The sequence below is a fragment of the Streptomyces sp. NPDC096040 genome (assembly GCF_040303265.1).
Classification (GTDB): domain Bacteria; phylum Actinomycetota; class Actinomycetes; order Streptomycetales; family Streptomycetaceae; genus Streptomyces.
In genome coordinates this window covers 15,696-28,882 of record NZ_JBEOTA010000058.1, presented here as the reverse complement: position 1 = coordinate 28,882, position 13,187 = coordinate 15,696, and the positions used below count along the sequence as shown (strand labels likewise).

At 71.0% G+C, this 13,187-nt stretch carries 9 protein-coding genes and 1 pseudogene; 6 read left to right on the top strand and 4 right to left on the bottom strand.

All coding sequences use genetic code 11. The annotated features are described in order from the left end of the window. Window positions 1-937: 937 nt before the first annotated feature. Window positions 938-1,630, top strand: a pseudogene (locus tag ABTY98_RS40390) (transposase); the annotation flags it as partial. A gap of 346 nt (window positions 1,631-1,976) precedes the next feature. Here ABTY98_RS40390 and ABTY98_RS40385 read toward each other — a convergent pair. Next, window positions 1,977-3,158: a magnesium and cobalt transport protein CorA gene (locus ABTY98_RS40385; protein WP_352226157.1), complete on the bottom strand. Its 1,182-nt coding sequence runs from the start codon at window positions 3,156-3,158 to the stop codon at window positions 1,977-1,979. Between the two features lie 182 nt (window positions 3,159-3,340). Between ABTY98_RS40385 and ABTY98_RS40380 the strand changes: the two genes are divergently transcribed. The 3 genes from ABTY98_RS40380 (at window position 3,341) to dmpI (ending at window position 4,907) form a co-directional block, all read left to right on the top strand. Then, entirely contained in the window at window positions 3,341-3,862 is a 522-nt protein-coding gene (locus ABTY98_RS40380; protein WP_352226156.1) for a DNA glycosylase AlkZ-like family protein, read from the top strand. Further along, window positions 3,766-4,632, top strand: a complete 867-nt coding sequence (locus tag ABTY98_RS40375) for a LysR family transcriptional regulator (protein ID WP_352226155.1) — start codon at window positions 3,766-3,768, stop codon at window positions 4,630-4,632. Before ABTY98_RS40380 ends, ABTY98_RS40375 begins: the two co-directional genes overlap by 97 nt. Before the next feature lie 92 nt (window positions 4,633-4,724). Beyond that, a complete protein-coding gene (gene dmpI, locus ABTY98_RS40370) occupies window positions 4,725-4,907 on the top strand; it encodes a 4-oxalocrotonate tautomerase DmpI (protein ID WP_352226154.1) in 183 nt (60 codons plus the stop codon). A 100-nt stretch (window positions 4,908-5,007) separates the two neighbouring features. Here dmpI and ABTY98_RS40365 read toward each other — a convergent pair whose 3' ends face one another. From ABTY98_RS40365 to ABTY98_RS40355, 3 genes are all read right to left on the bottom strand, one after another. Further along, entirely contained in the window at window positions 5,008-5,799 is a 792-nt protein-coding gene (locus tag ABTY98_RS40365) for a S1 family peptidase (RefSeq protein ID WP_352226153.1), read from the bottom strand. A 202-nt stretch (window positions 5,800-6,001) separates the two neighbouring features. Then, window positions 6,002-8,809 (bottom strand): helix-turn-helix transcriptional regulator, encoded by a 2,808-nt coding sequence (locus ABTY98_RS40360; protein ID WP_352226152.1) that lies wholly within the window; start codon window positions 8,807-8,809, stop codon window positions 6,002-6,004. A 143-nt stretch (window positions 8,810-8,952) separates the two neighbouring features. Further along, window positions 8,953-9,786, bottom strand: a complete 834-nt coding sequence (locus ABTY98_RS40355) for a helix-turn-helix transcriptional regulator (RefSeq protein ID WP_352226151.1) — start codon at window positions 9,784-9,786, stop codon at window positions 8,953-8,955. A 128-nt stretch (window positions 9,787-9,914) separates the two neighbouring features. Here ABTY98_RS40355 and ABTY98_RS40350 point away from each other — a divergent pair, with 128 nt between their 5' ends. Then, the gene (locus ABTY98_RS40350) at window positions 9,915-11,585 is read left to right on the top strand and encodes an AMP-binding protein (RefSeq protein ID WP_352226150.1); all 1,671 of its coding nucleotides are present in this window, start codon (window positions 9,915-9,917) and stop codon (window positions 11,583-11,585) included. Next, window positions 11,582-13,168 (top strand): AMP-binding protein, encoded by a 1,587-nt coding sequence (locus ABTY98_RS40345; protein ID WP_352226149.1) that lies wholly within the window; start codon window positions 11,582-11,584, stop codon window positions 13,166-13,168. The genes ABTY98_RS40350 and ABTY98_RS40345 overlap by 4 nt, the downstream gene beginning before the upstream one ends. The last annotated feature ends 19 nt before the right edge of the window (window positions 13,169-13,187 follow it).

Here is a 13,187-nt window from a genome sequence, read left to right as displayed (position 1 = left end):
CCCTCGCCGACTACCTCACCAAGATCAACCCACCAGACACGGCCCCAGAATAGGCACTTAATTACCCTCGCAATTTGCGGCGCATCACACTAGTGGTCGACCCTGGAAGTCCTTCGGGGATTGACGCGAGAGTCCGAGTCATGCCGAGTAGGCCAGCGATCTGGTGTCGTGCGGCAAAGGTCGGCATTCCCGTGCTATGTCAGGGATGCGTGCTGTCTCGGCCGGACAGGATGCGTCTGACGTTCACGCCGCCAGGGCGACGGTGCGCAGGTGAAGATCTCTGTGTACAGGGCCGCGACCACCCCCTCCTACGCAGCTCGCAACGCGGCCAGACAGTCATGTACAGCCGTGACGACTACCTCGCCCTGCTCGGAAGATACCGACCGCGACGGGCAGGCCATGTCGAACGCCGTGTTGGCATTGCCGCGATTCACGCCGGCCACCGAGGGGTCCGCCTGATGAGCGGCCCCCCGGCCGGTCGCAATCCTCGGCGGCACCGCACCCTCGGGCTCGGCCTGGCCGCCCGGCCGGTGCTGCCAGCCACCCCGTCACGCTCGGCTCCCGCGACGAGGCCCGCGCGGCGACCTCGGCCGGCGAACTCGCCGAGAAGCTCAGCCGCACCGACGCGTCGATCACTTGCTCAGGGAAGCCAGCAACACCGACGCCGCGTCCAGCCACGACGTGGTGGTGCTGACCACCGCATGGCACCCGTCGGGGAACAGCCTTCGAGCGCCGGCCGCAGTGCTGCCCCGGGCGGGCGGTCATCTCGGCCACGCCCCCCGGGATCGACTCCGGCCGGCTGCGTCAGGCTCGCCAGCTCGAGGCCCTCACCTCCGTGCTCATGGCCATCAACAAGCGCTGGAAGGCTCCTGAAGATCTTGGGGTTGGCCTCGCCGCGTGAGCGGCGGGGCCAGACTCGTTTCGTTGTGATGGGGCAATGGGCCGGGGAGACGGGCCGGATGTGTGGGAGACGTGCCGGGAGTTGATCCCGGCGGGGAGTGTGTTCGCGTTCCTGGCCGAGCGCCGTGGTGCGCTGTTTCCGGCCCAGATGTTCGCGGACATGTACCCCTCGGCGAACGGGCGCCCGAGCATGCCGCCGCAGGTCCTGGCCGCGGCGATCACGCTGCAGGCCCTGCACGGGCTGTCGGACGTCGAAACGGTCCAGGAACTGCGGTGTGACCTGCGATGGAAGGCCGCGTGCGGGCTGGGCCTGAACGACATGGCGTTCGACCCGTCGCTGCTGGCCTACTTCCGTCGCCGTCTGGCCCGCTCTGCCCGGCCCAACCGCGTCTTCGAGGCCGTGCGTGAGGTGGTGAAGGCCACCGGGGTCCTGGGCGGCAAGCACCGGCGGGCTTTGGACTCCACCGTGCTGGACGACGCGGTGGCCACCCAGGACACCGTCACCCAGCTCATCGCCGCCGTCCGCGCGGTGATCCGCGAGGTCCCCCACGCCGCCGAGGTCGCTGCCGTCAAGTGCACCGCGCACGACTACACCGATCCCGGCAAACCCCGCATCGCCTGGAACGACGAGCAGGCCCGCGCCGAACTCGTCGACGCCCTGGTCACCGATGCGCTCAGGCTGCTGGGCCACCTGCCCGACCAGCAGCTGGGCGAGAAGGCCGAAGGGGCGCGGTGCCATCGACGCACTCCTCAGCCGAAGCGCCCGGGTCATCGCGGACGGGTAGCTGGCACGATACCTAGATGCTTACGAGACGAGAGACACAGCAATTGCTGTGCCCCTCGTCGGTGTTCCCGGTCATGCAGCGCGCTTACCCTCCGTAAGGATCGATGTCCGGTGCTGATGCTGATGCTGATGTCGAAGGTCCGACAAGACCGTTCGGCTCGTGGAGGGGAGAACCGGGCGACGTGGAGCGCATCTCATTCTCCCCAGATTCTCCCCAGCACCCCGACAGAGGCCAGGACATGCGTCCTCGGCGGTTCGGATCGGCAGGGCACGTGCTCGTGACCCTGATTACTCAGAGCCAGTCCTTACGCTTGAAGATGAGGTACAAACTGGCGCATACAACAGCCATTAGGACGACTGCGAAGGGGTATCCGAGTGCCCAGTGCAACTCCGGCATCTCTCTGAAGTTCATCCCGTAGATCGTTCCGACCAGTGTCGGAGCGAACAGAATGGCCGCCCATGAAGAGATCTTCTTGATCTCCTCGTTCTGTTCGAAGCCCGCCTCCGCCAACGCTCGCATCTCCGCGTTCTGTTGCTGGGTGACCAGGGTCGCGTTGACCGTGAGGATCTCTGTGAGGGCCTGGCGGAAGCCGTCCACGCGTTCGCTGATGTGGGTGACGTGGTCGGCGACGTCGCGGAGGTAGCGCTGGAGTTCCTCGTCCGTGTCGTACTTGGCGAAACCGGCGATCAGGCTGTGCAGCATGCCGACCAGGGGGCGGGTGGCGCGCTGGAACTCGACCATCTCGCGGGAGAGTTCGTAGATACGGCGGGAGACTTCCGGGTCGCCGCGGAAGACCTCCGTCTCGATCTCGTCGATGTCGTTCTGGACACCCTCGACGACCGGGGCGTAGCCGTCGACCACCGCGTCGAGTATGGCGTAGAGGACTGCCTCCGGGCCGAGTTTCAGCAGGTCGGGGCTGTCCTCCATGCGGCGGCGGACCGCCGAGAGGTCCGGTGCCGCGCCGTGCCGGACCGTGATCACGAAGTCCGGGCCCACGAAGACGTGCAGCTCGGCGAAGTCGACCTCCTCCGGCGCGTCCAGATAGCGGGCGGCGCGCAGGACCACGAAGAGCGTGTCGCCGTACCGCTCCAGTTTCGGGCGCTGGTGTGCCTCCATCGCGTCCTCGACCGCTAGCGGGTGCAGGTCGAACTCGGCGGCCAGGGAGAGGAGTTCGTCGGAGGTGGGGCGGGCAAGGCCGATCCACGCCATGCCCGAGGGCTGATCGCGCAGTTGGCGGTACGTCTCCGCGAGGGTCGCGGGCGTCGAGACGCGCACTCCGTCGCGGTACAGCGCCGCCTCAACGACGCTCGGCGACTCGCCCGGCTCCGCGGCCGACGCGGACTCCGGCTGCGGCAGTTGGGCCGTGTCCCGCTCCGGCGGCAGGGCACGGCGCCAGACGGACCTTCTGGTGTTCCGGCCGTTCCTGCCGTTCCCGGTGTTCTTCGAGACCGGGCTGGGGCGTCGCTCGGACATCGCGGCCGCCTCTCGGTGGAGCCTGCATCGGCGTGATCTGTGTGATCGTAGTGGTCGGGCATGATCAGTGCGTCTTGGAGCAGGATATACGGGGCATACGGGCCCGGCGGAGGGAATCAAGGACGGGATTCGGTGAGAGATGCGGACAGGATCTGTCCGCGACGGACGTTAGCGTGCGCGATATGGCGAACACGTCACCCGGCCCGATCCTCGGCCCCCGCGCCCTCAACCGCGCCACCCTCGACCGTCAGCTGCTGCTGCGCCGCTCACCCCGGTCGGCGAAGGACGCCGTGGCGCATCTCGTCGGCCTCCAGGCGCAGAACGTGAAGCCACCGTACCACGCCCTCGCCGCCCGCCTCGACGGTTTCGCCCCCGAGCAGCTCTCGCGGCTGATGGCCGACCGGGAGGTCGTCCGTATCGTCACCCTGCGATCGACCATCCACACCCACACCGCCGATCACGAACAGCACGCTCGGCCCGGGGATCGCGATGACCAGGAGGGACATCGCGGCGAAGGCCAGGATCCGGTCCGTGGACACCATGTGGGTCACTCCTCCCGCGCCGCTCATTCAGAGCACATTCAAACAGGGCCTCTAGAGTCGGGGCCATGGAACTGCGGCAGCTCACCTACTTCGTCGCCGTCGCCGAGGAGTTGCACTTCGGGAGGGCCGCCGATCGGCTGCACATCGTGCAGTCCGCGGTGAGCATGCAGATACGGCGGCTTGAGCGGGAGCTGGGCGCCGAGCTGTTCGACCGTTCGCCGCGCCGGGTCCGGCTCACCGGCGCGGGGGAGCGGCTGCTGCCCGAGGCCCGGGCGGTACTGGCGGCGGCCGAGAAGGCCCGGGCCGCCGTCGCCCCGCAGGCCGGGCTCAGGATCGGCACCAGCACGGGGCTCGGCACGCATCTGGACCGGGTACTGGCCGCGTTCGCCCACCATGCGCCGGACGTGCCCGTCGAACTGCACTCGCTGCCGGTCGCCGAAAGGCTCGCCCGGGTCGCGGGCGGGCGGCTGGACGCCGCGTTCGTACGAGCGGTGGAGCCGGTGCCCGGTGTACGGGTCCATCCGCTGTGGCCCGACCCCCTGGTCGCCGCGCTCCCCACCACCCACCCCCTCGCCGGACGCCCGGAGATCGGTGTCGGCGAACTGGCCGGGCTGCCCCTCGCGCTCACCGAGCGCCGCAACAACCCCGCCCTGGTCGACCTGATCGTCGGTGCCTGCCGCGACGCCGGCTTCGAGCCGCTGCCCGGACCGTCGCCCGGCTCCCTCCAGGACACCCTCGCCGGCATCGGCGTCCGCCCGCTGTGGACGGTCGTGTACGCGTCCCACGCGCGCGTGCTGCACAGCCCGCGGGTGACCTTCGTACCGTTCCGGGCGCCGGGCCTGGCCCTGGCGACCGGCCTCGCCGTCTCCGCCGTCACCCCGCCCCCGCACCTGGACGCCCTGCTGCTGGCCTGCGACGATCACGAAGGCTGATCGCTGCGGTCGCGATCTGCCTCTTGGTCACGGACGTACCGCGCGATGGACTGGACCCACCGAACAGGAAGCGCACTCGGAGGAGTTCGACCATGCCGATCGTCACCATCCAGCAGGGCCCCCGCGACACCGAACTCAAGCGGGACCTCGTCAAGCGGGTCACCGACGCCTTCGTCGACGCCTACAAGATCCCCGCCGAGAGCGTGCAGGTGTGGATCCACGAGGTCCCGGCGGACAGCTGGGGCGCGGCGGGCAGACTCACCGCCGACAAGTAGAGCCGTACCGGGACATGGATAGGGGGCGCTGCGGGCTGCTCGTGGTAGCCCGCAACGCCCCCCGGTCACTCACCTGAGGGAAACTCAGGAGACCTTCTGGTTACGAGTTGACCTGCGCGGTCACCAGGTTCGAGAAGGTGGCCAGCCGGGTGTAGACACCCGGGTAACCGGCCTCCGCGCACCCCTCTCCCCAGGAAGTGATCCCTGCCAGGACGCCCCCGATGAGCAGGGGACCGCCGCTGTCGCCCTGGCAGGTGTCTACGCCGCCGGAGGTGTATCCGGCGCAAACCATGTCGGTCTGGACGAAGTCCGAACCGTAGGAGCTCTTGCAGCTGGAGTCGGACACGATCGGGACGGTCGCGGTCCGCAGCTGGTTGGAGGAGCTGCCGTTCTCCGAGGTGGTGCCCCAGCCGAGGATGCGGGCCGTGGTGCCGGCCGCGTACAGGCTGGTCTGAGAGGAGCTGACGTACGACGCCGGGGTGTACGGCATCGCGGTCGAGAGGGTCAGGACCGACACGTCGTCGCCGTTGGTGGCGTCCGTGTAGTCCGGGTTGATCCAGATCTTGCTGACCTTGCTGACCGTGCCGTTGGTGCCGTTGAGGTTCGTGCGACCGCCGACCACGCGGACGCCGCCGGCGGACTCGCCCTCCATACAGTGGGCGGCGGTCACCACCTTGGTGGCCGACACCAGGGTGCCGCCGCAGAACTGGCTGCCGGAGGCGTCCGTGATCTGCATCATGAACGGGTACGCGGTGGTCGTGGTCGTCGTGCCGCCGACGATCGGCTGGGGGGCGGCTGACGCGGTGGGGGACGCGATCAGCGCGGTCGCCGCGGCGGCAGCGGTCGCCGCCAGGACGGCGGCGGTCTTTCTAGCGCGGTTGAGCCCGAACATGAGTCTCCTCAGTGGGGGTTGCCGGTGGGGGGTCGCGCGGGTGTGGGGGGTGCACGGGGGTCGCGGGACCGACCCCCGTATGCCCGGGCGAGCGGCACATCCATAAGCTAGGACGCGGAACCCCACCCTCCCAATGAGGGAACCCCCTAGGGGGATGGGGGAGGGAAAACCCTCGGTCCGCCTCAGTTAACCGGGAGCACTCTCACTTCGCGCGTCGCTCCGCCGCCAAACGGACTATGTCCACGCGCGATCGGATGCCCAGCTTGCGGTAGACCCGGGTGAGCGTCGCCTCCACCGTCTTGACGCTGATGAACAGGCGGCCGGCGATCTCCCGGTTGGTGGCGCCCTCCATGACCAGCGCGGCGACCTGACGCTCCATCGCGGCCAGCCCCTCCAGGGCGGCCGGCTCGGTCGGCGCCGCGACCGGCGGCTCGGGCTCCGGTGCCGAGACGGCCTCGTCCACCTGTCGCAGCCACGGCAGCGCCCGGCACCGCCTGAACAGCCGGGTGGCCTCGTCGTAGGCCGTGGGGGAGCGCCGCTCGCGCAGCGAGGCCAGAGCGAACGCGGCCCGGGCCTCCTCCAGGCCGTAGCCCAGTTTGGCGAACCGGTCCTGAGCCGAGGTCAGCTGGGCGACGGCAGCCTCGTGTTGCCCGTGCGCCGCCCGGACGAGCGCCTCGGCCCGGTCGAGCACGGCGAGAACACTTTCCCGACCGAGCCTGAGCGCATGCTCCCGGGTGACGTCGATGACGTCCTGTGCCTCGGCCGTCTCACCCACCCGGACCAGTGCCTCGGCGAGGTCGCCCTGCCAGCGGCCGCGCGCCGGGTCGGTGATGCCGAGGCTCTGCTCCAGCTCCCGCACCCGGCGCAGCGAGCGCACGGTGCCCGCCGGGTCGCCGGCCACCAGCTGGGCGTACCCCAGGGCGCCCAGGGCCCGGGACAGATACATGGTGTCGCCGTCCTGCTCGGCGTGCTCCACGGCCTCCCGGGCCAGGGCGAGGCCCCGGTCCACGTCACCGCCGGAGGCCTCGGCCAGCGAGGTGAGCATCGCGGACGCGGTCTCGCCGATCCCGCTGTCGTGGGCGAGGTGCAGGCCCTCCCGGGCCAGGTCGAGCGCCCGGCCGCAGTGCCCGGAGCGCAGCTCGGTCTCGGCGAGCCCACGCAGGAAGTGCACCTCGCTCTCCACCTGGCCGCGCCGGCGCACCTCGCGCAGCAGCGCCGTGACCGTGGCCCGGGCCTCGGCCAGCTGGTCGCCCATCACCAGCCAGCGGAACCGGGCGCTGCCGGCCCCGTTGTGATGGCACGACACGTTCGGGTCCTGGGGCTCCTTCAGGGCACGCTTGATGGTGGCGGGCGCGGCCGGATGGCCCATCAGGGTCTCGACCTGGGCCTGCAGGGACAGCGCGAGCAGCTCGGTGCGCCGGTCCTCGCCGCGCGCCGCGAGACCGGCGGAGTGCGCGGCCGCCCGCCGGGCCTCGGTGAAGTCGCCCTCCACGATCAGCGCCCGCCAGGCCAGCTGGTAGTGGACCAGGCCGAGCAGCCGCGGGTCGTCGCCGGCGTCGGCGAGGGCGTGCGGGAAGGCCGCGTCGACCTCGGTCATGGTGTGCCCGGCGGAGTCGATCACCAGGATCCAGGCGCGCACCCGGTCGGCGGGCCGGGTGGCACGGGTGAGCACCTCACGGGCGATGTCCTGGGCGAGGTCGACCTCGCCGGCGCTGATCGCGTCCTCGGCGGCCAGCAGCCGGTGCTCGTCCGGGCCGGGTCTGTTGTCACCGGGGGTGTGCCGGGCGGCGAGCAGGCCGAGCTGTGCGGCCACCGAGGGTGCGCCCCGGTCCCGGGCCTGGGTGGCGGCCTCGGCGAGCCGGGCGGCCACCTCCGGGTCCGTGCCGGTGGTGGCCAGGGCCAGGTGCCGGGCCCGTTCGATCGGGTCCGAAGCGGCCGTCGACAGGGCCGCGTGTGCGGCCCTGCGCTCCTGCGCGGGTGCCTCCGCGTAGAGCGCGGCGGAGATGAGGGGGTGGGCGAAGCGTACGGCCGGGGCCTCCGGCTCGGTGGCCAGCAGCCCGAGTTCGGCCGCCTGGGCGCATTCGGCCTCGGCGTTCTCCCGGCCGGCCGCGTGCAGCAGGGCGTGGGTGGGCCGGGCGCCTGCGCTGGCCACCAGGAGGGTGCGGCGGGCCTCGACGGAGAGCATGTCCAGGCGGGTGAGGACCAGGGCACGCAGCGAGGTCGGCACCGGCAGCGGCTCGCCGGGCCGGGGCGGCGTCGGGTTCTCGGCGAGGGCGCGGCCGAGCTCCAGGGCGAACAGCGGGTTGCCGCCGCTGGTGCGGTGTATCTCCCGGACCGCGGCCCGGGTCAGCGCGGCGTGGCCGCGGTGGTCGAGGAGGTCGGAGACCTGCTTGCGGGTGAGCGGGCCGAGGCGGAGGGCGACGGTGTCCGGGGGTGACGCGCGTAGGTGACGGTCGTACTCCTGGCCCTCCGTGCGGACCGCGCACAGCAGTTGGACCGGGGTGCCGCCGAGACGGCGGGCGGCGAAGCCGAGGAGTTCGGCGCTGGCCGGATCCAGCCACTGGAGGTCGTCGGCGACGATCAGTACGGGGCCCTCGGCGGCCAGTGCGCGCAGCGCTGAAAGGACCGCGAGGCGCAGGGCGAGGCCGTCGCGCTGGAGGGTGGACTCGCCGCGGCCGGTGAGTGCCGACTCCAGGGCGGTGCGCTGGGCGCCGGGGAGCCGGGGCGCGACCTCGTCGAGTACCAGCCCGAAGAGGTCGGCGAGTGCGAGGAAGGGAAGATGGGATTCGGACTCGGTGGCCGAGCAGCGCAACACCGTGCGGGCGGTGCCGGCGTATTCGGCGTCCAATGCCCGCAGGACGGTCGATTTCCCAATTCCGGCGGGCCCGTGCAGGAGGACGCTGCCGCCCGAGGCGAGCTGTTCACGGGCGGCCGTGAACAGCTCTGCCCGGCCGATGACCAGGTCGGGGCGGCATCTGGCAGGCTCCTGGAAGTCCCGTCGCACGGTCACCGCTCCCCTCGTGTGTCGTGTTCGGGCCAAATTCTAGGCAACGAAGCCGGAAAACCGGCCGAACGGCATGGTGAGGGAAATAACAGCGGCCTTGCATCGGCTAATTCAAAGCGCGCAAGCATGAATGGAATGGGTTCCCTCCGCTACGGCAACAACCCCGTCCGACGAGCCGCCGACACCGCCTCCCCCCGGGTGTGCGCGCCCAGTTTCCGCATCGCCGAGCGCAGATATCCCTTGACCGTCTCGGGCCGCAGCCCGAGCCGCTCGGCCACCGCCGCGTTGGTCGCGCCGGCCGCAACCCAGGCCAGCACATCCAGCTCCCGGGGCGCCAGTGCCCCCTCGGCCGCAGGTGCCGGGCCGGTCAGCAGCCCGCAGGTGGCGAGCAGTTCGGCACGCAGCTCGGGGTCGGTGATCCGCGGGGCCAGCGCCCGCAGCGCGGCATGCGCCTGCCGCACCTGCTCCCAGGCGGCCCCCGGATCCGGTACGGCGGCGGGCTCCGGCCGCGCCGCCGCCAGCAGGCCCCGTGCCTCGTCCCGTACGACGAGGGCCTGCTCCACGTCCCGTGCCGCCGCCACCGCCGCGCCCAGCGTGCGGTCGCCCAGCGGCTGGGCGGCGCGCAGCGCGCCGTACAGCACGCCCCGCACCCGGCGCCGTACCACCACCGGGACCGCGAGTACCGAACGGATGCCCTCGGCCGCGACCGGGATGTCGTACTCGTGGCTGATCTGCCGGGAGACGGAGTAGTCGGTGACCGCGCACGGGCGGGCCAGCGCGACCGCCTTGCCGCCCAGGCCGTTGCCGGAGGTGACCGTGAGCGAGCGCAGGGCGGCCGTATGGGTGCCGGTCAGCTCGCTGATCCGCACCTGTGGCCGGCCGGCGTCGACCAGCCCGCCGAAGGCGATCGGGAGCCCGGTGGCGCGCCGGAGTCTGGCCAGTGCACCGCGTATCTCCACCGCCCCCGCGACCTCTGCTGCCACCTGTCCTGCCCCTTCGACCCCGGGTTCGTGCTGTCCACACCCCCGTTCGGGGGTAGTGAGACCTGCATCACGGATTACACGATGCCAGAGAGCCGCCCGGCAATGGTCCGGTACTGAAGGAGACGCGTATGACGAGTGCGACGGAGGACTTCCGCAGGGCACGGGACTTCCTGCTGGAACACCGGACGGACTATGCCACCGCCTACGAGGGCTTCGTGTGGCCGCGTCCGGACCACTTCAACTGGGCGCTCGACTGGTTCGACGTCATCGCCGAGGGCAACGACCGCACCGCCCTGCACATCGTCGAGGAGGACGGCACCGAGACGAAGCTGTCCTTCGCCGAGCTGTCCGAGCGTTCCGACCGGGTCGCGGGCCATCTGCGGGCGCGGGGCGTCGAGCCGGAGGACCGCATCCTCCTCATGCTCGGCAACCAGGCCGAGCTCTGGGAGACCGCGCTGGCCGCGATGAAGCTGCGTGCCGTCGTCATCCCGGCCACCCCGCTGCTCGGCCCCGCCGATCTGCGCGACCGCGTCGACCGGGGCCGGGTGAAGCACGTGATCGCGCGCGCCGAGGACGCCGCCAAGTTCGCCGAGGTGCCCGGGACGTACACCCGGATCGCGGTGGGCGGCCCGGCGGAGGCCTGGGAGGCGTACGAGGACGCGTACGCGGCGTCCGCCGAGTTCCTGCCGGACGGGCCGACGCTCGCCGACGACCCGCTGATGCTCTACTTCACCTCGGGCACCACCGCCCGGCCCAAGCTGGTCGAGCACACCCACACCTCGTACCCCATCGGGCATCTGTCCACCATGTACTGGATCGGCCTCAAGCCCGGGGATGTGCACCTGAACATCTCCTCGCCGGGCTGGGCCAAGCATGCCTGGTCGAACCTCTTCGCGCCGTGGAACGCGGAGGCGACCGTCTTCATCCACAACTACGGCCGCTTCGACGCGGCCCGGCTGATGGCCGAGATGGACCGGCACGGGGTGACCTCCTTCTGCGCCCCGCCGACGGTGTGGCGGATGCTGATCCAGGCCGATCTGACGCAGCTGCGCACCCCGCCCCGTGAGGTCGTGGCGGCCGGCGAGCCGCTCAACCCCGAGGTGATCGAGCAGGTGCGGCGGGCCTGGAACGTCACCGTCCGGGACGGCTTCGGGCAGACGGAGACGGCCGTGCAGGTCTCCAACAGCCCCGGGCAGCCGCTGAAGACCGGCTCGATGGGCCGCCCCAGTCCGGGATACCGGGTCGAGCTGCTCGACCCGGTGTCGGGCGCGCCAGGGGTGACGGAGGGCGAGATCGCCCTCGACCTGTCGGCGCACCCGGTGGGCCTGATGACCGGGTACCACGGGGACCCGGACCGTACGGCGGAGGCCATGGCCGGCGGCTACTACCGCACCGGTGACATCGGCTCCCGGGACGAGGACGGCTACATCACCTACGTCGGCCGCGCGGACGACGTGTTCAAGGCCTCCGACTACAAGATCAGCCCGTTCGAGCTGGAGAGCGCGCTCCTCGAACACGAGTCGGTGGCCGAGGCGGCCGTCGTCCCGGCGCCGGACGAGCTGCGGCTCGCGGTGCCCAAGGCGTACATCGTCCTTGCGGCGGGCTGGGAGCCGGGTCCGGACACCGCGAAGATGCTGTTCGAGCACGCGCGTCAGGTCCTGGCGCCGTACAAGCGGATCCGCAGGCTGGAGTTCGGGGCGCTGCCCAAGACCGTCTCCGGCAAGATCCGCCGGATCGAGCTGCGCGAGGCCACGGCGGCGGGGTCGGCGGACGAGTACCGTGAGGAGGACTTCCGGTGAGCACCTCGTACGCACACGGCACGAGCGGGACCGTGCTGCTCGGTGACACCGTCGGCGCCAACCTGGACCGGGCCGTCGCGGCGTGGCCGGACCGGGAGGCGCTCATCGACGTACCGTCGGGGCGGCGCTGGACGTACGCCGAATTCGGCGCGGACGTGGACCGGTTGGCGCGGGCGCTGCTGGCGAGCGGGGTCGTCAAGGGCGACCGGGTGGGCGTCTGGGCGGTCAACTGCCCCGAGTGGGTGCTGGTGCAGTACGCCACCGCCCGCATCGGAGCGATCATGGTGAACATCAACCCGGCCTACCGCACTCACGAGGTCGATTACGTCCTCAAGCAGGCGGGGATCTCCGTGCTGTTCGCCTCGCTGCGGCACAAGGGCAGCGACTACCGGGCGATGGTGGAGGAAGTGCGGGGCGGGTGTGCGGAGTTGCGCGAGGTCGTGTACTTCGGGGACCCGAGCTGGGAGACGCTGCTGGGACGTGACACCCCCGAGGTGTCGTACGAGCCCCTGTCCTGCGACGACCCCATCAACATCCAGTACACCTCGGGCACCACCGGCTTCCCGAAGGGCGCCACGCTCTCCCACCACAACATCCTCAACAACGGGTACTTCGTCGGTGAGTTGGTCTCCTACACCGAGCAGGACCGGATCTGCGTCCCGGTGCCCTTCTACCACTGCTTCGGCATGGTGATGGGCAACCTGGCCGCCACCTCGCACGGCGCGTGCATAGTGATCCCGGCCCCGTCCTTCGACCCCGAGGCCACCCTCGACGCGGTCCAGCGGGAGCGCTGCACCTCGCTGTACGGCGTCCCGACCATGTTCATCGCGGAGCTGAACCTGCCCGGCTTCGCGTCGTACGACCTCTCCACGCTGCGCACCGGCATCATGGCGGGCTCGCCCTGCCCGGTCGAGGTGATGAAACGGGTGGTCGCCGAGATGCACATGGCGGAGGTCTCCATCTGCTACGGCATGACCGAGACGAGCCCGGTGTCCCTCCAGACCCGCGTCGACGACGACCTGGAACACCGCACCGGCACGGTCGGCCGAGTGCTCCCGCACCTGGAGGTCAAGGTCATCGACCCGGCCACCGGGGTCACCCAACCGCGCGGCACATCAGGCGAGTTGTGCACCCGCGGCTACAGCGTGATGCTCGGCTACTGGAACGAGCCGGAGAAGACGGCGGAGGCCGTCGACCCGGGGCGCTGGATGCACACCGGCGATCTGGCGATGATGCGCGACGACGGATACGTCGAGATCGTCGGCCGGATCAAGGACATGATCATCCGGGGCGGGGAGAACGTCTACCCGCGCGAGATCGAGGAGTTCCTGTACGCCCACCCCAAGATCCGTGACGTCCAGGTGGTCGGGGTGCCGCACGAGCGGTACGGCGAGGAGGTCCTGGCCTGCGTCATCCCGCACGACCCGGCCGAACCGCTCACCCTGGAGGAGCTGCGCGCCTTCTGCGCGGGTCGGCTGGCCCACTACAAGGTGCCGAGCCGGATCCAGATCGTGGAGACCTTCCCGATGACGGTGTCGGGGAAGGTGCGCAAGATCGAACTGCGGGAGACCTACGGGGGCTGATGCCCCCTCGTGCGGGCGC